Here is a 22009-nt window from a genome sequence, read left to right as displayed (position 1 = left end):
TCACACCGCCTGGGACTGGTCGAGGATCTCGGTGACGCGCAGGCCGAAGTCCTCGTCGACGACGACGACCTCGCCGCGCGCGACGAGCCGGCCGTTGACCAGCAGGTCGGCGGGGCTGCCGGCGGCCCGGTCGAGCGCGAGCACGGTGCCGGGGGCCAGGGCGAGCAGCTCGCGCACGGGCATCCGGGTGCGGCCGAGCTCGACGGTGACCTCCATCTCGACGCCGGCCAGCATGTCGATGCCGCGGCGGCCGTCGGCGATGGAGCGGACGGTGGCGACCGGCGGCAGCGAGTCCGTCGGGCTGGGGACGGCCGGCGCGGCGCCGGCGGCGGTGACGACCTCGCTGCCGACAGCAGCAGCGGCGGCGGTCGCGTCGGGGAGGCTCTGGCTCTCCGCGGCGACGGGCTGGGCGGCGGGCTGGGCAGCGGGCTGGGCGGCGGCCTCGGCCGCGGCGGCCACGGCCTCCGCGGTCTCGGTGTTCGCCTGCTCGGCGGCGGCGTCCGGGTCGTCCTCGACGCCGTCGACGGCGGAGAGGACGTCGTGGGGCATGAGGAGCGCGCCGGCGATCGAGCCGCCGAGCAGCGTCACGGCGGTGTAGGAGGCCTCGCCGCAGAGACGGTCGACGACGGCGTCCAGGTCGACGAGGTCCGCGGCGCGGACGCTGGCGCCCAGCACCTGCGCGGCCGCGTCCAGCGCGGGCTGCACGGCGGCGGCGACGTCCAGCCCGCCACCGGGGGCGGACTTGAGGGCGTCCGTGAGCTCGGAGCCCACGAGGAGGGCCAGGCGGCCCTCGCGGGCGCCGGCGAGCTCGGCGACGACGGCGGAGGAGAAGACGCGGGTGATGTGCTCGTTGCCCGGCTGCGGGTCGCCGGCGGAGAGCGGCTCGGCCGCCGGGAGCACGGCGGCGGCGGCCTCCGCGACGGAGCTGGCCAGCTCGTCGTGGGGGCCGGTCTCGAGGGGAGCGGCGGTCATCAGTTGTTCTCCTGCGGGGCGAAGGGACGGTTGGCGGAGGAGGCGGTCGGGCGGTTGGAGGTGGAGACGATGAGGGCGGCCAGGCGGCCGCCCTGCGAGCCAGGGGTGACGTGCGCGAGCGCCTGCTCCTCGACCGTGAGGTCGAGCGGGGCGGCGGCGGGGTGGCCGAGACGCAGGACGTCGCCGGGCGCGAGGCCGGCGAGCAGCATCGGGTCGACCTTGGAGGAGCGGAAGCGGACGCTGACCTCGACCGGGACGTCCTCGAAGCTCGTCCGCATGACCCGGGCGGCCTCCTCGCGCTGGGCGCGCTCCCGCGGGGAGACCGGCGCCGGGGCAGCGGCGGCGGTCAGGTGGGGGTGCAGGCCGGCGAAGGGCAGGCAGACGGTGAAGTTGAAGGGCCGCTCGTCGATCCGCAGCTCCATGGTGATGACGACCATGACGTCGGAGGCGCCCGCGGCCTGCGCGAACTGGGGGCTGTACTCGACGCCGGTGACGACGGGCTCGACCGCGACGATCGACTCCATCGAGTAGCGCATCTCGTGCAGGAGACGCTCGACGAGGCCGACGACGACGCCGGACTCGATCTCGGTCAGCTCCCGCTTGGGCTGACGGGCGGTGCCGGGGCCGCCGAGCATGTGGTCGACGCTCGCCATGATCGCCCCCAGGGGCAGGTCGAGGCAGCCGCGGCCCGGCATGGGCTCGGTGGTGAAGATGGTCAGGTAGGTCATCGAGTCCAGCGAGTCGACGTACTCCGCGTAGGAGCGCTGGTCGATGGAGACCAGGGTGACCGAGCAGACGCTGCGGAGCACCGAGGTGAAGACGGTGGTGGCCTGCCGGGTGAAGGAGTCGAACCCCAGCTGGAGCACGCGGGAGTGCTCTCGGGACAGCTGGATGGGGCGACTGAAGTCGTAGGGCGTCGCGACACCGGTGCGGGCACGCCGGCCCGATCGGGCGGGCGGTCGGGGGGTGTCGGCCGCGACGGACGCTGGGAGGCTCACGAAGCCACCGATCGGCTCACCGGTGCGGGTGCATGAGACAAGGAAACGACAAGTTTGCCTCTCGCCTCTGCGGACGGCGTCCGTGCCCGGCGCCGGCCGCGCGGGCGCGGCGCCGTGAGCCCGGCACCGTCCGTGGTGCCGGGGGCCTCCCCGTGGCCGCCGCGGGGAGCGGTGGCGGGTCGGGGGGACCTGGGGCTTCGGGCTTCCTGCCCCCGGCGCCCCGGCCGGTCTGCTCGTCCTGGCGCGGCCCGGTCTCCCGGGCCGCGCGGTGCCTCAGTGCTCCGTGCGGCGGCTCACTGGTAGACGAAGGTCGTGAGGTACACGTCCATCACGTTCACCACGGCGTCGCTGTCGGCGGTCGCCTCCTCGTTGTAGGCCTTCTCGATCTGGGTGAGCAGCTCCGCCTTCAGCGCGGTGCGCTCCTTCTCGGTGTCGATCTCCTCCACGCTCAGCCCGCTGAAGAGCTCGATCGTGGCGTCCAGCGCCTTGGAGCCGTCGAGGTCCTCGGCGACGTCGATGGTCTGCTGCACGGCGATGCCGACCTGGAGGTAGTGGCCGCCGGCCAGGTTGATCTGGACGGGGTCCAGGGCCAGCACGGCGCCGGCCTCGGGCTCGGGCTCCTCCACGACGGCCTCGGGGGCCGGCTTGAGGAAGAGGAAGTAGACCGCTCCGCCGACGATCACCAGGACCAGGACGGCGATGATGATCAGCGGCAGCTTGGACTTCTTCTTCTTCTCGGTGGCTTCCTCCGCGGTCGCGGTCATCGTCCTGCTCCTTGCTCGCTGCTCGTAGAGGTCTTCTCGGTCTGCGCGGAGGCCGTCTTCTCGGCGGTCTTCTCCGCGTTCTTGCTGGTCTTCGTGGTGGTGTCGGTCGCCGTACCGGCCTCACTGTCCGTACTGGAGGTGCTGTCCGCACTGGCGGCGGCGCGCGCCTCCTTGGCCTTCTCGTTGACGGCCTCGGCCAGGAGCGCCTGCTCCTCGGGGGTGAGGTTCGCGAGGATCACGACGTCCACGCGCTTGTTGATCTCCTGCGAGCGGGGCTTGCTCGGGTCGAGCAGCGGCTTGGTGTGGCCGTACCCGGTGGCCGAGAGCCGGTCCTCGCTGATCCCGTAGCGGTCCTCGAGGAGGCGCAGCACGGTGATCGCGCGGGCGGCGGAGAGGTCCCAGTCGCTGGCGTAGTACTTGGGGGCGCCGGCGGCCTGGTTGGTGTGCCCGTCGATCTGGAGCGGGTCGGAGAGCCGACGCAGCACCGGCGCCATGGTGGCGACGATCTCGCGGCCGCGGGGGCTCAGCGAGGCGAGGTTCGACTCGAACACGACGTGCTTGGAGACGAGGCTGAGCACCAGCCCGCGCTCGTCGAACGTCGCCTTGACGTCGGCGGCGAGGCCCTCGGCGTCGAGCGCGGCGAAGATCTTGTCCCGGATCTCGGTGAGCCGGTCGACCTCGCTCTTCGCGCCGGCCAGGGCGCGGTCGCGCTGGAGCTGCTGGTTCTTGCGGACGGCGTCCGCCACCTCCTGCTGCTGGTCCTGGGTCATCTGGCCGACGTCGACCAGCGGCTGGACCGACTGCACCTGCTGCGTGCCCTGCTCCGGCATGATCGACTGGGCGCCGTTGAGCACCGCGGGGTCGCCGTTGCCGAAGCCCGTGCGCAGGCTGGCGGCCAGCGCCTCGAACTTCGTCTGGTCGACCTGCGCCATCGCGAAGAGGACGACGAAGAGGACGAACAGGAGCGTCACCATGTCCGCGTAGGACACCAGCCACCGCTCGTGGTTCTCGTGCTCCTCGTGCTCCTCGTGCTTCGCGCGCCGGCCGCCGCCGTGACCTCCTCCGTGCCCACTCATGGTGATCCTCCTGGACGGGTCCGTCAGGCGGCCTCAGCAGCGGGGGGCTGCTGGCCGGCGGGGAGCAGGGAGGAGAGCTTCTGCGCGACGATGCGCGGGTTCGCACCGGCCTGGATGGCGGCGACGCCCTCGATGGTGATCTCCATCCGCATGACCTCGAGCTCGGAGAGCCGCTTCAGGCGGTTGCCCATGGGCAGGAAGATCACGTTGGCGGAGCAGACGCCCCACAGGGTCGCGACGAACGCGCCCGCGATGAGGGGGCCCAGCGCGCCCGGGTCGGAGAGGTTCTCGAGCACGTGGACGAGGCCCATGACCGTGCCGATGATGCCGATCGTGGGGGCGTAGGCGCCGGCGTCCGCGAAGTACTTGGCCTGCTGCTTGTCGAACTTCTTCTTCGCGGTGACCTCGGCCTCGAGGATGTCGCGGACCTCCTCGGGGTCCGTGCCGTCGATGGCGAGCGTGACGCCCTTGACGAGGAACTCGTCGTCCATCTCCTTGACCATGTCCTCCAGGGCCAGCAGGCCCTCGCGGCGGGCCTTCTCGGCCAGGCTCACGACGGAGGGGACGACGAGGCCGGCGTTGCTCACGTTGCCGCCGGTGAACGCCTTGACGATGCCCACGCCGAACGCCTTCGCGTCGGCGATGGTGCCGCCGGCCAGCGTCACCATGAAGGTGGTGCCGAACACCAGCAGCATCGGGGCCACCAGCAGCAGGCTGACGGGGTTGCCGCCCTCCATGATGTTGGCGAGGATGACGATGGCGAAGCCCATCAGCAGACCGATGAGCATCATCGGGTCCTTCATCGCAGGCCACCTTCCGGGTCGGTCGGGGCGTCGGTGTCGACGACGCTGAGGCTGGGCCGGCGGTGCTCGACCACGGTGGCGAGCTGGCTCGTGCCCTGGTTGCCCTGGCCGACGGCGACGAGGTCGCCCGCCTGCAGGTGGCTGGAGAGCGCGATGATCTCGGCCCGGTAGCGGCAGATGGTCGAGATGACCTCGGACATCGTCTCGGCGACCACGTACTTCTTGCCGTCGACCAGGGTGATCACCGTGTCCGGCGTGGAGTCGATGCGCTCGACGAGGTCGGAGTTGAGCGCGAAGACGGTCCCGGAGAGGCGGGTCAACGAAATCATGGGGGAGCACCATCCTTGTGCGGTCTGCGGCGGACCTTCCGTGGTCCGTCGCGTCTTCGTTCGGCCGTCCGGGCTGCGACCTGAGTGGTCACGGGCCCCTGACGACACCTGTGGGGGGTGGGGTGGAGCGGGGGGGCGAGCGGGGGAGCTCCAGCGGGCCCGCACGGGGGACGTGCGGTCTGAACTGGGCTTTCGGTGGTTCCAAGGCAACGGGGGGCGCCCCGACGGTGTCAGGGCGCCCCCCGTCCGGGGCGCCGGTGTGGCGCTGGCCTCGTCCGGGGTGGGTGGCCCCGGCGGTCAGCGTCAGCGCTTGATGTTGACGAGCTCCTCGAGCACGGAGTCCGAGGTGGTGATGACGCGGCTGGAGGCCTGGAAGCCGCGCTGGGCGAGGATCAGGTTGGTGAACTCGCTGGCCAGGTCGACGTTCGACATCTCCAGCGCGCCGCCGATCACGGTGCCCGAGCCGTCCTGGCCCGGCGTGGAGACGATCGGGGCGCCCGAGTTCGCGGACTCGATGAAGGAGGTCTCGCCGACCTTCTCCAGACCCATCGGGTTGTTGAACTGCGCGGTCGCCAGGCGGGCGATGTCGCGCTGGACGCCGTCGGAGTAGACGCCCCGCAGGGTGCCGTCGGCGCCGAAGTTGAAGCTGGTGAGGGACGGGAGCTCGCCGGTGACCGGGTCCGGCACCGCGGCCGGGGAGAGCAGCGTCGGGTCGGTGGTGAGCACGATCGGGCCCAGGGTGGTGCTGAAGTCGCCGGTCACGTCGTCCCACGCGTAGCCCTGGACACGGGCGCCCGTGGGGGTCGTGAGCGTGCCGGTCTCGTCGAAGCTGAACGAGCCGGCGCGGGTGTACTGGTTGATGCCGTTCTTCTCGGTGACGAAGAAGCCGTCGCCCTGGAGCATCAGGTCCGTCGAGCGTCCGGTCATCTGGGCCGAGCCCTGGCCGAGGTTGGTCTGGGTGGCGGCCACCTGGACGCCGAGGCCGACCTGGACGGGGTTCGTGCCGCCCTGGACGACGTTGGAGACCGTCGCGCCGGAGAGCATCTGGCTGAGCGTGTCGGAGAAGATCGTCGTGCTCGACTTGTAGCCGATCGTGTTGGCGTTGGCGATGTTCGAGCCGGTGACGTCCAGCATCACCTGGTTGACGTGCAGACCGGAGATGCCGGAGAAGAGCGAACGCAGCATGGGCTTGGGGTTCCTTGCCTCGGAGGGTCGGGGGAGGGACGCGGGCCGCCGACTGGCGCGGCGGTGCAGGTGGACCTGGGTGATCCGGGTGGATCAGGAGGGGTGGCGCGGGTGGCGTCAGCCGGCGTCGGTGCCGGAGGACGCGTCGGTGGAGGAGTCGGTGGAGGAGTCGGTGGAGCCGCTGGACGCCTCGGTGGAGGTGCCCGTCGACGTGCCGGCCGAGCTGCCGGGCGCGGTGACGTTGGAGACCGAGCTCAGCGGCACGCTGGTGCCGTCCACGTCGAGCGTGGGGCCGGTGGCGTCGAAGTTGACGCTCGAGACCATCCCGGTGACGGAGTTCCCGTCGCCGTCCACGTAGGTGACCTGGCGCCCGACGAGCCCGCTGGCGCCGAACGCCATCTGGGCGCCGAGGACGGCAGAGGTCAGCTGAGCGACCTGCTGCATCGCCTCGAGGGCGCTGAACTGGGCGTTCTGGGCCATGAAGTCCGAGGTGTCGGCGGGGTTCATGGGGTCCTGGTAGCGCAGCTGGGCGACCATCAGGTTCATGAACATGTCCTTGTCCTCGGAGGACGTGGTGGTCGTCGCGGTGTCGGTACCGAACGCGGCCCAGGCAGAGCTGCCGCCGATCCCCTCGGTGGCCGAGACGGACATGGGTCCTCCTGTTCAGACCCGCACGTCGAGCCGCGACCGGCCGGACGTGGGGTGCGTCGTCGGAGCGTCAGCTCCGCTGGTGGCGCCGTCCCTGGCGATCGTGCTGGTCCGCGTCCCTGCGGACCCTGCGCGGCCGGCGGCGTCGTGCCGCCGGTCGGAGGTGGACGCACCGGAGTCGCGCGGGGCGCTCTGGTCCGTCACGTCTGTCATCGGCTGGTCGCCCTGCGGGTTGAGGTCCTCGGGCTGACCATCCGAGAAGTTCTGGCCGGCCCCGTGCTGGGTGCCGTGCTGGGAGCCGTGCTGGGTGTGGGTGGACGTCGTGGACGAGCCGTCCGCGGCCTGGATCGTGATCCGGGCGTCCTGGAGGCCCGGGAGCGCGCGCTCCAGCGCCCGGTGCAGGTCGGCGGCGTCCCCGGCCAGGGCGGCCCTGGCCTGCGCGCTCTCGGCCGCGAGGCGCACCTGCACCTCGCCGCCTGCGAGCGTGAGCGTCACGCGGACCTGGCCGAGGTGCTCGGGGTCGAGGCGCATGACGACGCGGTGCGTGCCGGGGCCGGCCTGCACGAGGCGGGTCACCTCGGGGGCGAGCTGCGCGGCGGGCGTCGGCCGGGCCGCGGGGGCCTCGCCGGGCGCCGACGCCGCGGCGGTGGCCGCGGTGGGGCTCGTGCCGGGGGCCTGGACGAGGACGGGTCCGCCGTCGGTCGACGAGGCGGCCGCGGTGCTGCTGGCGGCCACCGCGGCCTGGCCCTGCTGGCCCTGCTGTCCCGGGCCGCCCTGGCCGCCCTGGTCGGTGCCGGAGGACGCGGCGGCGTCGCCGGAGAGGTGAGCGGAGAGCCGCGTGGCGAAGGCGCCGCCGGGGTCGGAGGCGGGGTCGCCCACGCCGGCGTCGGCCGCTGCCGCGCGGTTGCCCTCGGCGCGGGCGGTGAGCGGGTTGCGGGGGAGGCGGACGTCGAGCGCGGGGCCGTCCGCCCGGGTGCCCGCCACCGCGGTGGCGGACAGCCGGCCGGCGAGCGGGCCGCTCACCGTGAGGGCGGCGGTCTGCGCTGCGACGGAGCCGTCGGGGGCCACGGCGACGGCGGCACTGTTCGTACCGTCCGGACCGATTCCCTCCTGCGCGGACCCGCCCGCTCCCTCACCGTCCCCGGCGGGGACGGGCGTGCCCTGCGCCGTGACGCCTGCCGCGACGGACGGCGAGGAGCCTGCGTCGAGCAGCGTGCTCGACGACGCGGGCGCGGAGTCGGTCGGGCCGGCCTCCGGCGTGGCGGCGCCGAGGAGGGCCTGGCCGGCGACGCGGCCGGCGAGCCCGAGCTGGGCGCCGATCAGCGCACCGCCGGCGGCGGAAGCCTGACCGATGTGGCCCGTCTGTCCGGACAGTCCGCTCGAGGCGGACGCCGACTCCTCCTCGCTCCCGACCCCCGCCTCGGCGGTCACGCCGGGCATGGCCGGCGCGGGGACGAGCGGGCGGAGCGCGGCCAGCGGGGTCACGGCGAGCCCCGCGACCAGCGCGGGGTCGACGGTGGCCTCGGCGGTGGCGGTCGCGGTGGCGGTGGGCTCGGAGCCGACCGCGTCGTCGGGGCCCTGGGTGCTGGAGGTGGGGCGCTCGGAGGTGGGGCGCTCGGAGCCGGGGCGCTCGACGGCCCGGTCGAGGGAGCGGTCGCCCGGCGCGTCCGCCCGGCCCCGTGCCTGCGTGCTCCCCGACCTCGAGCGCTGCGCCTGAGGACGCTGGGCGTCGCGCGCCAGGCTGAGCTCGGCGTCGAAGGCGCCGTCGGGCGCACCGGCGTCGTCGCGGGACGAGGCCCTCGACGAGCGCGCCGGGAGCGGGGCGATGGTCAACGGGTCGATCGCGCTACCTGCCATCAGGCGGCCTCCATCCAGGACATGATCTTGCTGACGTAGTTCTGGGTCTCGGGGTACGGCGGGACGCCGCCGTAGCGGATCACCGCGCCGGGCCCGGCGTTGTAGCCGGCCAGGGCCAGGTCGGTGCGGCCGAAGCGGTCGAGCAGGTCGCGCATGAGGCGGGCGGCGCCGTCGACGGCCTGGCTCGGGTCGAACGGGTTGCCGACCCCGAGCCCGGCGGCCGTCGCGGGCATCAGCTGCATGAGGCCCTGGGCCCCCACGGGGCTGACGGCCTTCGGGTCGTAGGAGGACTCGGCCCGCGCGATCGCGGAGAGCAGGTCGGCGTCCACGCCGTACTTGCGCTCGGCCGCGGCGAAGAGGCCGTCGAACGGGGAGGAGCCCGCCCCGGAGGCCGCCACCGACGTCGTCGACGCGGTCCGGGCCACCGGCGCCGCCTGGTCGGGCAGGACGCGTCGGATGTAGTCCGGGGTGGAGGGGACGTCGACCAGGCGGATCGAGGCACCGGTGTAGGGGGCCTCGATCATCTTGCCGTGGCCGACGTAGATGGCGATGTGGTCGGCGCCCACGTTGCGGCTGGAGTTGTCCCAGGCGATGAGGTCGCCGGGGCGGGCCTGCGCCATCGAGGCCACGGCGGTGCCGCTGCGGGCCTGGTCGGCCGAGACCCGGGGGAGGTCGATGCCGACCGACCCGAAGACGTGCTGGACCAGGCCCGAGCAGTCCATGCCGCCGTCGGAGGGGGAGTCCCCGCCCCAGACGTACGGCATGCCCAGGTAGGAGCGGGCCTTGTCGATCACGCGCTCGGCCAGCGGCGAGGCGCCCCCCGAAGCCGTTCCCGAGGCGGCCCCGCGGGCGCCCGTGGTGGCGGTGGCCGAGGCGGTGCCGGTGGAGCCGGACGCGCCGGCGACGGCGGACGTCGCGCGCTCCAGCGCCTGGGCGAAGTCGGCGGCGTCCGTGGCGCCGGCGACGCCCAGCGTGCCGCCGGCGGTGGCCGTGCGGCTGGGGTCGAGCGCGGCCAGCTGGGACTGGATCACGGCGATCCGGGCGGTGACGTTGTCGATGCTCATGCGCCCACCCCGTGCTGCTCCTCGGTGCGCGAGCGGCGCAGCCAGCCCACGGAGGCGATCTCGTCGGTCTCGGCGGCCGCGTCGCGGGCGGCCTCGGCGGCGCGCTCCTCGGCGCGCCGCTCCATCAGGCCCTCGACGGCGGACAGCCGAGCCCTGTCCGAGCCCCAGTGAGACTGGGCGTCGGTGGCGACGACGGCGGCGCTCTCGGCGCGACGGCGCGCGTCGGAGGCGGCCTCGCGCAGCACGGCCAGCGACTGGCACAGGACGACGAAGCGGCCCATGTCGCCCTCGAGGTCGCGGCCGTGCACGCGCATGGCCGACTCGAGCCGGGCGACCTCGGCCTCACGGGCGCGGGCCTCGGCCAGGGCCTTGACGAGGCCGAGGCGGGAGTCGCGCTCGCGGACGGAGCGGACACGGGCGACGGCGGCGAGGCCGGCGTCGGCGGGGCGGGTCATCGGAGCACCTCACCGGGGACGGAGGGGACGGGAGCAGAGGAGGGAGCAGGCGAGGGAGCGGAGAGCTGGCCGGCGGGCCGCGCGCCCGCGCCCACGGCGGTGGGGGCACCGACGGCGGCGGTCGAGCCGACCAGCTCGGCCAGCCGCTGCCAGGTCTCGGCCAGCGGGGTCTGGTCCTCCATGTCCTGGCGCAGGAAGCCCTCGATGGCGCCCTTGCGGGCCAGCGCGGCGTCGGCGTCCGGGTCGGTGCCCGAGACGTACGCGCCGATCTCGACGAGCTCCTTGACGTCGCGGTGGGCCGCCATCATCCGGCGCAGCCGGGTGGCGTCCCCGCGCTGGGCGGGCGTGGTGACGGCGCCGGTGACGCGGGAGATGGACTCCAGGACGTCGATGGCCGGGAAGTGGCCGGCGGTGGCGAGGCGGCGGGTGAGCACGACGTGGCCGTCGAGGATGGAGCGCGCCGTGTCACCGATCGGGTCCTGCATGTCGTCGCCCTCGACGAGCACGGTGTAGAGCCCGGTGATCGAGCCGGTGGGGTTGGTGCCGGCGCGCTCGAGCAGCTTGGGCAGCAGGCCGAACACGCTGGGCGGGTACCCGCGGGTGGCGGGCGGCTCGCCGGCCGACAGGCCGATCTCGCGCTGGGCCATCGCGACGCGGGTCAGCGAGTCCATCATCAGGACGACGTCCTTGCCGGCGTCCCGGAACCACTCGGCGATCCTGGTGGCGACGAAGGCGGCGCGCAGCCGCTCGACGGCGGGGGCGTCGGAGGTCGCGACGACGACGACCGAGCGGGCCAGGCCCTCGGGGCCGAGGTCGTTCTCCAGGAACTCGCGGACCTCGCGGCCACGCTCGCCGATGAGGGCGATGACCGAGACCTCGGCCTCGGTGCCGCGGGCGATCATCGAGAGCAGGCTCGACTTGCCGACGCCGGAGCCGGCCATGATGCCCAGGCGCTGGCCGCGGCCGGCGGGGACGAGTGCGTCGAGGGCGCGGACGCCCAGGCCCAGCGGGGTGTCGATGCGCGGGCGGGTGAACGCGTCGGGGGCGGCGGCGTCGACGCCGACGAGCTCCAGCCCGGGCAGCGAGGCGAGCGGGGCCAGGCCGTCGACGGGGTTGCCCAGGCCGTCCAGCACGCGCCCGCGCAGGGCCTCGCCGACGCGGATGCGCAGCGGGCCGCCGGTGTTGCGGACGTGGGCGCCGACCTCGATGCCGGCGGTGCTGCCGAGCGGCAGGCAGGTGAGGTCGTCGGTGGTGGAGCCCACGACCTCGAGGAGGACGGGGACGCCGCCGAGGACCTCGAGGAGGTCACCGACAGCGGCACGGATGCCGCTCACCCGCAGGTGCAGGCCGAGCAGCTCGACGACGCGGCCGAGCTCCTTCGGCCGCGCGGCGGCCAGCGCCGCGGCCCGCGCCTGCTCGAGGGCGGTGGCGCGGACGGCGTTGAGCTGGACGGCGGCGGCCGCGGTGGCGACGCGGCCGGCGAGGACGCCCGGGGGGAAGCGGCGGGTCACGACAGGGCCTCCCGGATGCGCTCCAGGGCGGTGGAGATCCGCAGGTCGACGACCTGGCGGGGCGACTCCACGAGGGCGTCCCCGGGGGCCAGCGTGAAGTCCTCGGCCACCCCGACGCCGGCCTCGGCCAGCATCGCGCGGTGCTCGGGGGCGAGCTGGCCGGGGGCGATCCGCAGGGTCACCGGCGCGCCCACGGGCTGCAGGGTGAGCGCGCGCCGGACCAGGTCGCGCACCGGGTCCTCGGCGACGGCCAGCTCGTGGCCGACCAGCAGCTCGGTGAGCTCGGCGGCCAGGGCCAGGGACTGCTCCTCGATGGAGACGACGCGCGCGGCGAGCTCCTCGTCGAGGCCGCGGGCCGCGGCGGCGAGGGCGCGGACGGCGGCGGCGTGCTCGACGGAGCGCCGCTGCTCGGCCTCGGCGGCCGCCTGGTGCAGCTCGGCCAGCACGCGCTCGTGCTCGGCGGCCGCCGCCCGGCGTCCCTCGGCCCAGCCGATGGCGTAGCCCTGCGACCGGGCGGCCTCGCGGACGTCCCCGGCCAGGCTGGCCAGGATGTCCTCGGCGACGGTGTCGCCCAGGGCCGCGTCGTCGGTGAAGCGGGTCCACTCGCCGCTGCGCAGCTCCGGGGTGCGCAGCGCGTCCGCGCCCGCGGCGCCCGCGCCGCGCAGCACCCGGTGGTACCCGCCGTCCCCGGCGGCCGGCTCAGTCGACGAAGTCATTGTCGTTGCCGCGGCGGATCATGATCTCGCCGCGCTCCTCGAGCTGGCGGATCGTGCGGATGACGGCCTGCTGGGCCTCCTCGACCTGGGCCAGGCGGACCGGGCCGAGCATGTCGATCTCGTCGACGAGGTTCTCGGCGGCCCGCGAGGACAGGTTGCGGGTGATCTTGTCGCGGACCTTGTCGGCCACGCCCTTGAGGGCGAGCGCGAGCGAGGCGGACTCGACCTGGCGCAGCACCTGCTGCACGGCGCGGTCGTCGAGGCTGATGATGTCCTCGAACATGAACATCCGGGCCTTGACCTGGTCGGCGAGCTCGGGGTCGATGCTCTCCAGGCCGGCGATGATCTCGCGCTCGGTCGCGCGGTCGGCGGAGTTGATGATGTTGACCAGCGGGTCCAGGCCGCCCACGCGGGAGAGGTCCTGGGGCTGGAGCATCGAGGAGAGCCGGCGCTCGAGCTGGGACTCCACGGTCCGCACGATGTCGGGCGAGGTCTGGTCCATCACCGCGATGCGGTGGGCGACCTCGGCCTGGACGTCGCTGGGCAGCCCGGAGAGCAGGAGGCTGGCCCGGTCCGGCGTCATGTGCGCCAGCACCAGCGCGATCACCTGGGGGTGCTCGTCGGCGATGAAGGAGCGCAGCTGGGCGGGGTCGGCCTGGTGCAGGAACTGGAACGGCATCTTCACCGCGGCGGCCTGGAGCCGGGCGATGATCTCCGCGGCCCGCTCGGGGCCGAGGGTCTGCTCGAGGATCTGCTGGGCGAAGCCGAAGCCGCCGCGGGCGATGTGCTCGCGGGCCGTCATGGTCTCGCGGAACTCGGTGGCGACCGCCATCGACTCCTCGACGCCCACCGACTCGAGCATCGCGATCTCGGCGCTGATGGCCTCGACCTGGGCCTCGTCGAGCTTGCTGAGCAGCTCGGAGACCTGGCCCTTGGGCAGCTGCAGCATGAGGACGGCGGCCTTGCGCACACCGGAGATGGCCGGCGCCTTGGTCTTGGTGGCCATCAGCTCTTCTCCGCGAGCCAGCCGCGCAGGAGGTCCGCGACCTCGTCGGGCTGGCGGTCGATGATCTGCGCGAGCTCCTCGCGCATCAGGTCGGTCTCGTTCTCGTCGGCCTCGGCCAGGGCGAGCTCGGCCGGGGCCGCGTTGGCGGCCGCGAGGGCGGCCCGCTCGGCGGTGATCTGCTCCACGACCATGGTCGCGGCCTTGGTGCGGGCCTTGGCCCGGCGGCGGGCCCGGAACCAGGCGATGAGGAGCATGAGGGCGATCGCGCCGGCGAGGGCGCCCTTCTTGTACAGGTCGGTCTTGGCCGCGGCCGCGTCGGCGGCCTGCGCGGCCGCCAGCTCGGCTGCCGCGGAGTCGGCAGCGGTGCGGTCGAAGGGCATGGAGAGGACGGAGACGGTGTCGCCGCGCTGCTGGTCGATGCCGATCGTGCTGGCCACCAGGTTCTGGACGTCGGCCGCCGAGATGGCCTGGGTGGTCGTGCTGTCGAGGACCACGCCCACGTGCAGGCTCTGGATCGCGCCGGGGGTGGACTCGGTGGTGTTGCGCACCGTGTCGACGCCGTTGGTCCGCGAGCTCGAGGAGTTCTCGTAGGAGGAGCTCCCGTTGCCGTTGGTGTTGCCGACCTCGGTCTGGCCGTTGACCCCGACGACGCCGTTGGCGTTGCCCGTGGTGGTGGTGCCGTCCGCGGAGGTGTACGTCTCCGTCTGGGCGGACTCGGTGAGGGCGGGGATCGTCCGGTCGGGCTGGTAGTCGAGGGTCTCGGTGGTCGACTTGTCGAAGTCCAGCTGCGCGGTGACCTGGACGGTCGCGTTGCCGGGGCCGACGACCTGGTCGAGCATCGTCTGGAGCTTGGTGTGCAGCGCGTCCTGGACGGCCGCCTCCTGCTGGGTGCGGGCGCTGGCGTCCGCGCTGGCGGTGCCGCCGGGCGCGGAGAGCACCTTGCCGGTGGCGTCCGCGACCGTGACGTTGTCGGGGTCCAGGCCGTCGACGCTCGAGGCGACGAGGTGGACGATCGCCTGCACCTGCTCGGCCGACAGCGTGGTGCCGGTGCGGGTCCCGACGAGCACCGACGCCGTGGTCGGCTGCTGCTCGGAGGTGAAGACGTCCTTCTGCGGGATGGCGAGGTGGACGACCGCGGTGTCGACGCCGTCGATGGCCTCGATCGTGTTGTCGAGCTCGCCCTCCATGGCCCGCTTGTAGTCCGTCTGCTCCTGGAACTCCGAGGTCGAGATGCCCTGGTCGTCGAGGATCGAGTAGCCGTCGGTGCCCGTGTCGGCCGGCAGGCCCTGGCCCGAGAGCTGGATGCGGGTGGGGTAGACCTCGTCCTTGGGGACCATGATCGTCGTGCCGCCGTCGGTCAGCTCGTAGCTCACGCCGGTGGCGTCGAGCTCGTCGACGACGGCGGAGGCGTCCGAGGCGGACAGGTTGGAGAACAGCGGGGAGTAGGTGGGGGCGGCGGCCCACCGGTAGACCATGAAGCCGGCCAGCAGCACCGCGGCGCCGCCCACCACCACGACGGCCTTCTGGCCGGCGGTGAAGGAGGCGAAGGTGGACCGGAGGCGGTTGAAGTACCGCGTCGTCGTCTCGCGCATCAGATGGGCATCCGCATGATCTCGGTGAACGCCTCGACCGCCTTGTTGCGGACGGCGACGGTCACCTGGGTGGCGACGCTGGCCTGGGTGGCCGCGATCGTGTAGTCGTGGAGGTTCTGCAGGTCACCGGTGGCCGCCTGGACGGCGAGCTGGTCGGTGGTCTTCTGCATCCCGTCGAGGGAGTCGATGCTCCCGAGCACCATCTGCCCGAAGTCGCCGCTCGACCCGGCGGCACCGGCGGCGCCGGACACCCCCGAGACGCCGGAGACGCCCGCGCCGGCCTGGGCCGCGGCCGAGGCGGCCGGGTCGCCGAGACCCGTGCCGCCGCCCAGCCCGAGCTGGCCCAGGAGGGCCGCGATGCCGGAGGAACCGGCGGCGTCGCCGGTGGTGGAGGTGCTGCCGGTCCCCAGGTCGGTGACGGTGCCGAGCATGTCCGTGGGGACGCTCGGGGGGAGGTACGGCGTGAAGCCGGTGGCCCCGATGGCCTCGATCCCGCTGACGCTCATGTCACTTGCCGATCTGGATCGCGGTGCCGTACGTGTCCTGCGCGTACTTGGTCACCTGGGCGGAGGCCTGGAAGCCGCGCTGAGCCATGATCAGCTCGCTCATCTGCGCCTCCATGTCCATGTCGGGGGCCCGGACGAAGCCGTCGGCGTCGGCCAGGGGGTGGTCGGGCATGTAGACGAGGCGGCCCTCGGCCGAGGACTCCTCGATGCCGGTCACCTGCACGCCGCCGTCGGACCGGGCGGACGCGACGAGCATCTGCGCCTGGAACGCGTCGTCGGCGGTCGACGTGTAGGTGTTGACGTTGGCGATGTTGTTGCCGAGGACGTCGAGCCAGGTCTGGTGCATGCCCAGCCCGGAGCCCGCCATCCGCAGGGCGTCGAAGGCGCTCATCACTGACCCGCCGCGACGGTCGAGACGAGGCTGAAGCGGTCGGTCACCGCGCGCGCCACGAGCTGGTAGGTGTACTGCGTCTGCATCGCGTCGAGCGACTCCTTGCGGAGGTCGACGTTGTTGCCGTTGACGCCCACCGGTGTCTGCGTGGCCTCGGTGATCGGGGCGGCACCCGCCAGGCGCGAGCCCAGGGACGAGGTGGAGCCGGCGCCGATGGCGCTGCTCAGCACGCTCTCGAAGTCCACCGACGTGGCCCGGAACCCGGGGGTGTCGATGTTCGCCAGGTTGTCGGCGATCGTGTTCTGCCGGTAGCTCATGCCGTCGAGGGCATAGCCCAGGACGGCCGAGACCGGGTTGGCCATCGCGAAGGACGGGACGGACACGGGGACTCCTCTTCAGGGGTCGCACAGCTGCAGCAGCGCTGCGGCGCGGGGTGCCGGTCCGTCGGCGAAGGGGATGAGCCGTCCTTGCTCGCGGGTCCCATCGGCCCCCTCCTGGGGGGCCTGAGCGAAGCAGGTCCGGATTGTCGAAAACCATAGAAATGCCTCGAGACCCCCGGAGCGTGTCCGGGGGTCTCGAGACCAGGGGAGAGAGTGCGGCGGGTGCGGGCCCGCGCGGGTGGATCAGCGCGGGTGGCTCAGCGCAGGCGGATCAACACAGGACGACGGCCAGGCGGCCGGAGCCGTAGCCGGCGACGTCCACCAGGTAGTCCTCGCGGCGGCCCAGGATCTGGGTGCGCGCGCGGGCGTCGTGCGGCAGCTGGGCGCCCGAGCAGTGCGCCTGGTACAGCTTCACGTGCGCGGTCTCCTCGGTGTTGAACAGCGAGGCCATGACGTTGAAGACCTCGCTGAGCCCCTCCGCGGTGGAGTCCGGCAGCGCGCCGTCCTCGATCGCCGCCTCCGCGCCGCTGGCGGGGACCAGTGCGAGCGCGGAGCCCAGGTGGGCCGAGAGCGGCAGGTCGAGCGCGACGACGGCGCGCACGATCAGCCGGTCGTCGACGAACGAGGCGATCGACGCCGGGTAGCTCGGGCTCACCGCGAAGGGCGGGCCCGGACGCAGCTCGACGGCACGGTCGAGCAGGTCCGTGAACAGGTCCTTGACCTGCTTGGGCTCGGGGAGGTGCGTGGGGAGCGCGACGTCGGTGCCGCTCATCGTGCGGCACCGAGCACCGGGGTGAGCACCTCGTCGAAGGTCTCCGCGGTGAACGGCTTCGCGACGAGGAAGCTCGCCCCGGCGGCCTCGGCCTGCTCGCGCATGGCCGGGGAACCCTCCGACGTGACGAAGCCGAACGGCACGCCGATGCCCGCCCGGCGCAGGGCGCCGAGCAGGTCGATCCCGGTCATCTCGGGCATGTTCCAGTCCGAGAGGACGAGGTCGGGCGCCTCGGCCGCGATCATCTCGAACGCCATCCGGCCGTTCTCGGCCTCGACGATGTCGTGGCCGGCGTGGCCGGACTGGCGCAGGGTGCGGATGACGATCTGACGCATCACGCGGCTGTCGTCGACGACGAGGATCTTCATGGGGGGCTCCGGTCAGGTGGTGGTGGCGGTGGTGGAGCTGTCCTGCACGGGCACGTGGACGACGACCACGACCGGCTCACCGCGCCAGAGCAGGTCCAGGCGTCGGACCGGCTGCAGGTCGCTGGTGGGGGCGATGTCGCCGTGGCCCACGAGCGGCAGGGACAGGACGGAGGGGCCGGGCATCAGGCTCTTGACGTTGCCGCCGACGATGTTGACGAGCTCACCGAGCGCGTCGCGGACGTCGGCCGTCGAGCAGGTGGCCTCGTCGATCGCCAGCATGGTGGCGCCGACGCCCGTGGCGGCGGCCTCGCTGAGGACGACGGAGATCTGGGCCTCCCAGGCACCGGTGACGGTGATGGCGGCGGTCCAGTGGACGTCCTCGGACGGCCCGTCGGCGGGCAGGATCGGGTTGCCGTCGGCGAGGAAGGTCGACCAGACCTCCTCGACCACGGTGTGCAGGTCGCCCAGGGCGGGCTCGGCCACGACGGTCATGCCGGGATCTCCTGTGCGGCGAGGCCGAGCAGCTCGAGCTTCTCGACGATGGAGTCCGGGGTGAACGGCTTGATCAGGTACTCGTGGGCGCCGGCGGCGAGGGCGCGCACGATCTGGCTGTGCTCGCTCTCGGTCGTGACCATCATGAGGGTGACGTTGCGCCACTTCGGGTCCTGGCGCACGCGGGTGACGAACGTGTAGCCGTCCATCAGGGGCATGTTCCAGTCGATGAGGCAGATGTCCGGCACGAGGCCGTCCTCGAGCAGGTCCAGGGCTTCCTGGCCGTTCTCCGCCTCGGAGGTCTCGAAACCGAGCTCCTTCACGATGCGGGCGATGATCGCGCGCATCGTGCGCGAGTCGTCGATGATCAGGGCGTGCACGACAGGCTCCTTCTGGAGAGGGATGCTGGGCTCCGCCGGTCTCATCGGCGGTGGTGCGGGGGACTTGAGGCACCCGGACGACCGGTCCTGACCGGGCCCGGGCGGGACGCCTCGAGGGGGACGTGCTGGGTGGTGCTGGGTGGGTGGTGCTGCTGGTGGTGCGGGTGTGCTGGGGAGTACGGGTGTGCTGGGGAGTGCGGGGTCAGAGCGCGCGGTCGACGTAGATCGGGTCGACGCTGCGTCCTGAGAGTCGGCTCACCGTGTCGGCGAGGGCCTGCTCGCGGTGGACCTGGTGGAGCTTGTCGGCCAGCCTCTCGGCGGCCTCGGTCTGGCGCCGGCACAGCTGCTCGGCGCGGGGCCGCAGCGGCGCGGGGAGCGCACCGAGGTGCGGGTCGGGCTGCCAGGGCTCGATCTCGGGGGTCCTGCCGCGGGCCAGCGCGGACTCGACGCGGAGGACGTCGAGCTCGAGCTTGTCGAGGGTGACCTGCCAGCTCATCAGCATCTCCATGACGTCGGGTTCGTCTCGGCCGGGTCCGTCGGCCGCCGGGCGGCCGGTCATGGCCGTCAGGCTGCCTGGCTCGCCTGGAGGGCGGCCTGGCGCCAGGTGGCGCAGAGGTCCTCGACCAGCGCGAGGCAGCCGCGGGTCATCGCGGCGTCCTTCTTGACGTTGGCGCGGACCAGCTGCAGGTGCAGGAAGTCGTAGATCGAGGCCAGCGCGGGGCCACCCGACCATGCGTCGACGTCGAGGCTGGAGCGCAGCTCGAGGACGATCTCCTGGGCGTGCACGAGGTGCGTGTGCGCCTCGGACAGGTGCCGCTTCTCCTGGGCCTCGAGCCCGCGACGGACGTCGAGCACCAGCCGCTCGTACAGCATGATGAGCAGCTGCGCGGGGCTGGCCGTCGCCACCGAGTTGCCCAGGTAGGCAGCGCGGGCGTCGGGTCGCCCGCCGGGGGTGGTGTACATGTGGTCTCGTCCCTTCGTCTGGACCGGGCCGTGCCCCTTCTAGATCGGCAGGTCAGGGCTCAGCTTGAGGACAGCGAGGAGAGCTGGCCGGCCAACCACGACGACTGGCTCTGCATCTGGGCGAGCGCGGTCTCGAGCGCGGTGAACTGGTTCTGGAGCGTCGCGCGGCGCAGCTCCAGACGGGTGTCCCAGTTGTCGACGTCGTCCTGCAGGCGGCTGATGCCGGTCTGCCGGCTCTCGATCGCCGTGGTGAGCGTGCCCGTGCCGATCTTGGAGGCGCCCACGGCCACGTCGGCCACGCGCTTGGCGTAGCCGTTGGACGTGCTCGTGATCTGCGCGGCGACCCCGTCGGGATCGGCGTTGTAGGCCTCGGTGAACGTGTCCGCGTCGAACGTGAGCTTGCCGTAGCGGTCGGTCTGGAGACCGAGGTTGGCCATCGTCGTGCCGTCGCCGGGGAAGACCGCGCCGAGCAGGCGCGAGCGCAGGTCGCGCACGCTGGAGTCGCCGGCGAGCACGCCGGAGGTCTTGGTCGTGGAGTTGTAGGCCGTGCCGGTGTCGATGATCGCCACCAGGCCGTTGACCCCGTCGACGAGGCTCTGGAACTTCGAGGCCAGGCTCGCGACGTCGCGACCGACCGAGAGGCTCGCCGTCTCGGCGGTCTGCGTGGCGGCCGAGAGCGTCACGTCGACGCCGGGCAGCAGGTCGGTGAAGGTGTTGGACGTGGACGTCGCCTCGATCCCGCCGCCGACGTCGATCCGGGCGTCGGTGCCGGCGCGCAGCACGGACCCGCCCAGGATGTCGGAGCCGTCCTCGGCGGTGAGGGTGAACCCGGTGTCGACGCCGGTGGAGGTCGACTCCAGCAGCATCCGGTAGCCGCCGCCGGAGGAGACGAGGCTGGCCCGCACGCCGGTGTCGGCCGACTGGGTGTTGAGGGCGTTGACCAGGCCGGACAGCGTGCCGTCGCCGCTGTCGACGGCGAAGGAGGAGCCGTCGGCCTTGGTCAGGGTCACCGTGTTGGTCGCGCCGGTGACCACGTCCGTCTTCGCCGCGGTGTTGACGAAGCCGCGCTGCGTGGTGCGCGCGACGTCGAGGACCGACACGCTCAGCGACACCGCGCCCGCGGTGGAGTCCGCGGTGACGCTGATGTTGCTGTTCGACGACGTCGCCGTGGTGGCTGTCCAGGTCGCCGGCTTCGCGAGCTCGGTGGCGAGATCGCCCAGGCTCTTGGCCGAGGTGTTGAGCGACTGGAGCTTGGCCAGGACGCTCTGCTCGCTGGTGATCTTCGTCTTGAGCCGGGTCTGGGGGGCAGCCTCGAGCTGCATGAGGGAGTCGATGATCGACGCGGTGTCGAGTCCGCTGGCGAGTCCGCTGATGCTGCTGGTGGCCATGGGGGCCTCCTTCGATGGCCGCGACGGGTGGCCCGGTCACGGGTGTGCTGGTCCCGCTGCTGCGCTGCAGCGGGTGGGTGGGGCGGGTACCGGGTCTCCGGTGCTACCGCCCTTCTCCGGCGCCGGTGGGCGTCGGAGAGGGACGGAAATGCCGGAGACCGGGGTGGGAGCCGGGTGGGCTCCCACCCCGGTGCAGGGCGGATCAGCGCAGGAGGCTGAGCACGTTGTTCGGGGCCTGGTTGGCCTGGGCCAGCATGGAGGTGCCGGCCTGGGAGAGGATCTGCGAACGGGTGAAGTTCATCATCTCGGCGGCCATGTCGGTGTCGCGGATGCGGCTCTCGGAGGCCGAGAGGTTCTCCACGGAGACGTTCAGGTTGTTGACGCGGTGCTCGAACTGGTTCTGCACGGCACCGAGGGCGGAGCGCTGGGTCGAGACCGCGGTGATGGCGGTCTGGACGGCGTCGGAGCCACCGGTGATGGCGAGCGAGCCCGTGGACGACGTGAAGTCGGCCAGGGCGGTGGTGCCGTCGATCGTGATCGTGTCGGCGGACTCGAACCCGGTCTGGAAGTCCAGGTCGGCGCCGGCGAAGAGCTGGACGCCGTTGAACTTCGTGTTGGCCTGGATGTTGCCGATCTCGGTGACCAGAGCGTCGAACTCCGTGGACAGGGCGGTCTGGGAGTCGCTGTTCTGGGTGCCGTTGTTGTACTGGACCGAGAGGTCGTTCATGCGCTGGAGCATGGAGTGGACCTCGGTCAGAGCGCCTTCCGCGGTCTGGGCGACGGAGATGCCGTCCTGGGAGTTGCGGGTGGCGACCTTGAGTCCGCCGATCTGCGAGCGCAGGCCCTCGGAGATGGCCAGGCCGGAGGCGTCGTCGGCGGCGCGGTTGATGCGGTAGCCGCTGGAGAGCTTCTCCAGCGACTTGCTCATGCTGCCCTGGGTCGACGAGAGGTTGCGGTAGGTGTTGATCGCGTCGACGTTGGTGTTGATGCGAAGACTCATGGCGGTTCCCTTCCTGGATGCGAGTCACGAAGCCCGTCCATGGGCTTCGCGTCTCCCATCGGCGTGGGTCACGGACGCCTGAGCCGTTTCCGAGGAAGTTTTCGACCGCGCGTGGCCAGTCGAAGCTTAAGGCATCTGTGCAGGTCAGGACCCTTGTCGCGACAACTGGGGCGCCGTTGCGCGGGGCGGGGCGCCGCCGGCGGGCGGGGGAGTCTCCGAGGATTCAGCCCTCCTCCCGGGGATCACCCGGGAGGAGGACGGGAACGCCGGAGACCGGGGGTGCGTGTGGGCACGCCCCGATCAGCTGGGCCGAGTCAGCCCGTCCCGATCACGTGGGTCAGCGCAGGAGGCTGAGCACGTTGTTGGGGGCCTGGTTGGCCTGGGCCAGCATGG

Annotated in this window: 26 protein-coding genes; all 26 read right to left on the bottom strand. The window is 72.8% G+C overall.

The annotated features are described in order from the left end of the window. The 26 genes from fliN to E8D37_RS19380 all read right to left on the bottom strand — a co-directional run bounded on the left by fliN (position 1) and on the right by E8D37_RS19380 (position 21616). Positions 1-972: a flagellar motor switch protein FliN gene (gene fliN, locus E8D37_RS19505; RefSeq protein ID WP_136571475.1), complete on the bottom strand. Its 972-nt coding sequence runs from the start codon at positions 970-972 to the stop codon at positions 1-3. Next, positions 972-1970 carry a flagellar motor switch protein FliM gene (locus E8D37_RS19500; protein WP_276606522.1) on the bottom strand — a complete coding sequence of 333 codons (999 nt, stop codon included), beginning with the start codon at positions 1968-1970 and terminating at the stop codon, positions 972-974. The genes fliN and E8D37_RS19500 overlap by 1 nt, the downstream gene beginning before the upstream one ends. 293 nt (positions 1971-2263) lie before the next feature. Further along, positions 2264-2734, bottom strand: a complete 471-nt coding sequence (locus E8D37_RS19495) for a flagellar basal body-associated FliL family protein (RefSeq protein ID WP_136571473.1) — start codon at positions 2732-2734, stop codon at positions 2264-2266. Further along, positions 2731-3810, bottom strand: a complete 1080-nt coding sequence (locus E8D37_RS19490) for a flagellar motor protein MotB (RefSeq protein ID WP_136571472.1) — start codon at positions 3808-3810, stop codon at positions 2731-2733. Before E8D37_RS19490 ends, E8D37_RS19495 begins: the two co-directional genes overlap by 4 nt. A gap of 23 nt (positions 3811-3833) precedes the next feature. Next, positions 3834-4613: a MotA/TolQ/ExbB proton channel family protein gene (locus E8D37_RS19485; RefSeq protein ID WP_206055864.1), complete on the bottom strand. Its 780-nt coding sequence runs from the start codon at positions 4611-4613 to the stop codon at positions 3834-3836. After that, on the bottom strand, positions 4610-4942 hold the full coding sequence (locus tag E8D37_RS19480) for a flagellar FlbD family protein (protein WP_136571471.1): 333 nt from the start codon (positions 4940-4942) through the stop codon (positions 4610-4612). Before E8D37_RS19480 ends, E8D37_RS19485 begins: the two co-directional genes overlap by 4 nt. Before the next feature lie 303 nt (positions 4943-5245). Further along, positions 5246-6127, bottom strand: a complete 882-nt coding sequence (locus E8D37_RS19475; RefSeq protein WP_136571470.1) for a flagellar hook-basal body complex protein — start codon at positions 6125-6127, stop codon at positions 5246-5248. Positions 6128-6244: 117 nt separating this feature from the next. Continuing rightward, a complete protein-coding gene (locus E8D37_RS19470; protein WP_136571469.1) occupies positions 6245-6778 on the bottom strand; it encodes a flagellar hook capping FlgD N-terminal domain-containing protein in 534 nt (177 codons plus the stop codon). Between the two features lie 12 nt (positions 6779-6790). Further along, positions 6791-8632, bottom strand: a complete 1842-nt coding sequence (locus E8D37_RS19465) for a flagellar hook-length control protein FliK (RefSeq protein ID WP_136571468.1) — start codon at positions 8630-8632, stop codon at positions 6791-6793. Continuing rightward, positions 8632-9696 carry a transglycosylase SLT domain-containing protein gene (locus E8D37_RS19460; RefSeq protein WP_136571467.1) on the bottom strand — a complete coding sequence of 355 codons (1065 nt, stop codon included), beginning with the start codon at positions 9694-9696 and terminating at the stop codon, positions 8632-8634. Before E8D37_RS19460 ends, E8D37_RS19465 begins: the two co-directional genes overlap by 1 nt. After that, complete coding sequence (locus E8D37_RS19455) at positions 9693-10151, bottom strand: flagellar FliJ family protein (RefSeq protein WP_136571466.1); 459 nt, start codon at positions 10149-10151, stop codon at positions 9693-9695. The genes E8D37_RS19460 and E8D37_RS19455 overlap by 4 nt, the downstream gene beginning before the upstream one ends. Then, positions 10148-11662: a FliI/YscN family ATPase gene (locus tag E8D37_RS19450; RefSeq protein ID WP_240770573.1), complete on the bottom strand. Its 1515-nt coding sequence runs from the start codon at positions 11660-11662 to the stop codon at positions 10148-10150. The genes E8D37_RS19455 and E8D37_RS19450 overlap by 4 nt, the downstream gene beginning before the upstream one ends. Further along, the gene (locus tag E8D37_RS19445; RefSeq protein WP_136571465.1) at positions 11659-12378 is read right to left on the bottom strand and encodes a FliH/SctL family protein; all 720 of its coding nucleotides are present in this window, start codon (positions 12376-12378) and stop codon (positions 11659-11661) included. Before E8D37_RS19445 ends, E8D37_RS19450 begins: the two co-directional genes overlap by 4 nt. After that, the gene (fliG, locus tag E8D37_RS19440) at positions 12362-13384 is read right to left on the bottom strand and encodes a flagellar motor switch protein FliG (protein ID WP_136571464.1); all 1023 of its coding nucleotides are present in this window, start codon (positions 13382-13384) and stop codon (positions 12362-12364) included. The genes E8D37_RS19445 and fliG overlap by 17 nt, the downstream gene beginning before the upstream one ends. Further along, on the bottom strand, positions 13384-14976 hold the full coding sequence (gene fliF / locus E8D37_RS19435) for a flagellar basal-body MS-ring/collar protein FliF (RefSeq protein WP_136571463.1): 1593 nt from the start codon (positions 14974-14976) through the stop codon (positions 13384-13386). Before fliF ends, fliG begins: the two co-directional genes overlap by 1 nt. After that, positions 14976-15482, bottom strand: coding sequence for a flagellar hook-basal body complex protein FliE (fliE, locus tag E8D37_RS19430; protein WP_240770572.1), 507 nt, complete (start codon positions 15480-15482; stop codon positions 14976-14978). The genes fliF and fliE overlap by 1 nt, the downstream gene beginning before the upstream one ends. Position 15483: 1 nt before the next feature. Then, positions 15484-15873 (bottom strand): flagellar basal body rod C-terminal domain-containing protein, encoded by a 390-nt coding sequence (locus tag E8D37_RS19425; protein WP_136571462.1) that lies wholly within the window; start codon positions 15871-15873, stop codon positions 15484-15486. Next, positions 15873-16256 carry a flagellar basal body rod protein FlgB gene (flgB, locus tag E8D37_RS19420; RefSeq protein WP_240770571.1) on the bottom strand — a complete coding sequence of 128 codons (384 nt, stop codon included), beginning with the start codon at positions 16254-16256 and terminating at the stop codon, positions 15873-15875. Before flgB ends, E8D37_RS19425 begins: the two co-directional genes overlap by 1 nt. Positions 16257-16524: 268 nt before the next feature. Next, the gene (locus E8D37_RS19415) at positions 16525-17025 is read right to left on the bottom strand and encodes a hypothetical protein (protein ID WP_136571461.1); all 501 of its coding nucleotides are present in this window, start codon (positions 17023-17025) and stop codon (positions 16525-16527) included. After that, a complete protein-coding gene (locus E8D37_RS19410; RefSeq protein WP_136571460.1) occupies positions 17022-17393 on the bottom strand; it encodes a response regulator in 372 nt (123 codons plus the stop codon). Before E8D37_RS19410 ends, E8D37_RS19415 begins: the two co-directional genes overlap by 4 nt. Before the next feature lie 12 nt (positions 17394-17405). Continuing rightward, the gene (locus tag E8D37_RS19405) at positions 17406-17885 is read right to left on the bottom strand and encodes a chemotaxis protein CheX (RefSeq protein ID WP_136571459.1); all 480 of its coding nucleotides are present in this window, start codon (positions 17883-17885) and stop codon (positions 17406-17408) included. Continuing rightward, positions 17882-18265 carry a response regulator gene (locus tag E8D37_RS19400; RefSeq protein WP_240770570.1) on the bottom strand — a complete coding sequence of 128 codons (384 nt, stop codon included), beginning with the start codon at positions 18263-18265 and terminating at the stop codon, positions 17882-17884. The genes E8D37_RS19405 and E8D37_RS19400 overlap by 4 nt, the downstream gene beginning before the upstream one ends. A gap of 202 nt (positions 18266-18467) precedes the next feature. Further along, on the bottom strand, positions 18468-18824 hold the full coding sequence (locus E8D37_RS19395; RefSeq protein WP_136571457.1) for a hypothetical protein: 357 nt from the start codon (positions 18822-18824) through the stop codon (positions 18468-18470). Between the two features lie 5 nt (positions 18825-18829). After that, the gene (gene fliS, locus E8D37_RS19390; protein ID WP_136571456.1) at positions 18830-19228 is read right to left on the bottom strand and encodes a flagellar export chaperone FliS; all 399 of its coding nucleotides are present in this window, start codon (positions 19226-19228) and stop codon (positions 18830-18832) included. Positions 19229-19287: 59 nt separating this feature from the next. Then, positions 19288-20616, bottom strand: a complete 1329-nt coding sequence (gene fliD / locus E8D37_RS19385; protein ID WP_136571455.1) for a flagellar filament capping protein FliD — start codon at positions 20614-20616, stop codon at positions 19288-19290. A gap of 202 nt (positions 20617-20818) precedes the next feature. Then, the gene (locus E8D37_RS19380; protein ID WP_136571454.1) at positions 20819-21616 is read right to left on the bottom strand and encodes a flagellin; all 798 of its coding nucleotides are present in this window, start codon (positions 21614-21616) and stop codon (positions 20819-20821) included. Between the last annotated feature and the right edge of the window lie 393 nt (positions 21617-22009).

The sequence above is a fragment of the Nocardioides sp. GY 10127 genome, from assembly GCF_004919085.1.
Classification (GTDB): Bacteria; Actinomycetota; Actinomycetes; order Propionibacteriales; family Nocardioidaceae; genus Nocardioides.
This window is presented reverse-complemented; position numbering and strand designations above follow the sequence as displayed.

Bases quoted from the DNA above. Each gene is read 5' to 3' on its own strand.
- fliE (WP_240770572.1), bottom strand. From the start codon at position 15,482: ATGAGCGTCAGCGGGATCGAGGCCATCGGGGCCACCGGCTTCACGCCG.
- E8D37_RS19405 (WP_136571459.1), bottom strand. From the start codon at position 17,885: ATGACCGTCGTGGCCGAGCCCGCCCTGGGCGACCTGCACACCGTGGTC.
- E8D37_RS19475 (WP_136571470.1), bottom strand. From the start codon at position 6,127: ATGCTGCGTTCGCTCTTCTCCGGCATCTCCGGTCTGCACGTCAACCAG.
- E8D37_RS19380 (WP_136571454.1), bottom strand. From the start codon at position 21,616: ATGAGTCTTCGCATCAACACCAACGTCGACGCGATCAACACCTACCGC.
- fliS (WP_136571456.1), bottom strand. From the start codon at position 19,228: ATGTACACCACCCCCGGCGGGCGACCCGACGCCCGCGCTGCCTACCTG.
- E8D37_RS19425 (WP_136571462.1), bottom strand. From the start codon at position 15,873: ATGAGCGCCTTCGACGCCCTGCGGATGGCGGGCTCCGGGCTGGGCATG.
- E8D37_RS19455 (WP_136571466.1), bottom strand. From the start codon at position 10,151: ATGACCCGCCCCGCCGACGCCGGCCTCGCCGCCGTCGCCCGTGTCCGC.
- E8D37_RS19490 (WP_136571472.1), bottom strand. From the start codon at position 3,810: ATGAGTGGGCACGGAGGAGGTCACGGCGGCGGCCGGCGCGCGAAGCAC.
- fliG (WP_136571464.1), bottom strand. From the start codon at position 13,384: ATGGCCACCAAGACCAAGGCGCCGGCCATCTCCGGTGTGCGCAAGGCC.
- E8D37_RS19495 (WP_136571473.1), bottom strand. From the start codon at position 2,734: ATGACCGCGACCGCGGAGGAAGCCACCGAGAAGAAGAAGAAGTCCAAG.
- E8D37_RS19470 (WP_136571469.1), bottom strand. From the start codon at position 6,778: ATGTCCGTCTCGGCCACCGAGGGGATCGGCGGCAGCTCTGCCTGGGCC.
- fliN (WP_136571475.1), bottom strand. From the start codon at position 972: ATGACCGCCGCTCCCCTCGAGACCGGCCCCCACGACGAGCTGGCCAGC.
- E8D37_RS19410 (WP_136571460.1), bottom strand. From the start codon at position 17,393: ATGAAGATCCTCGTCGTCGACGACAGCCGCGTGATGCGTCAGATCGTC.
- E8D37_RS19395 (WP_136571457.1), bottom strand. From the start codon at position 18,824: ATGACCGGCCGCCCGGCGGCCGACGGACCCGGCCGAGACGAACCCGAC.
- E8D37_RS19485 (WP_206055864.1), bottom strand. From the start codon at position 4,613: ATGAAGGACCCGATGATGCTCATCGGTCTGCTGATGGGCTTCGCCATC.
- E8D37_RS19415 (WP_136571461.1), bottom strand. From the start codon at position 17,025: ATGAGCGGCACCGACGTCGCGCTCCCCACGCACCTCCCCGAGCCCAAG.
- E8D37_RS19465 (WP_136571468.1), bottom strand. From the start codon at position 8,632: ATGGCAGGTAGCGCGATCGACCCGTTGACCATCGCCCCGCTCCCGGCG.
- fliD (WP_136571455.1), bottom strand. From the start codon at position 20,616: ATGGCCACCAGCAGCATCAGCGGACTCGCCAGCGGACTCGACACCGCG.
- E8D37_RS19480 (WP_136571471.1), bottom strand. From the start codon at position 4,942: ATGATTTCGTTGACCCGCCTCTCCGGGACCGTCTTCGCGCTCAACTCC.
- fliF (WP_136571463.1), bottom strand. From the start codon at position 14,976: ATGCGCGAGACGACGACGCGGTACTTCAACCGCCTCCGGTCCACCTTC.
- E8D37_RS19445 (WP_136571465.1), bottom strand. From the start codon at position 12,378: ATGACTTCGTCGACTGAGCCGGCCGCCGGGGACGGCGGGTACCACCGG.
- E8D37_RS19460 (WP_136571467.1), bottom strand. From the start codon at position 9,696: ATGAGCATCGACAACGTCACCGCCCGGATCGCCGTGATCCAGTCCCAG.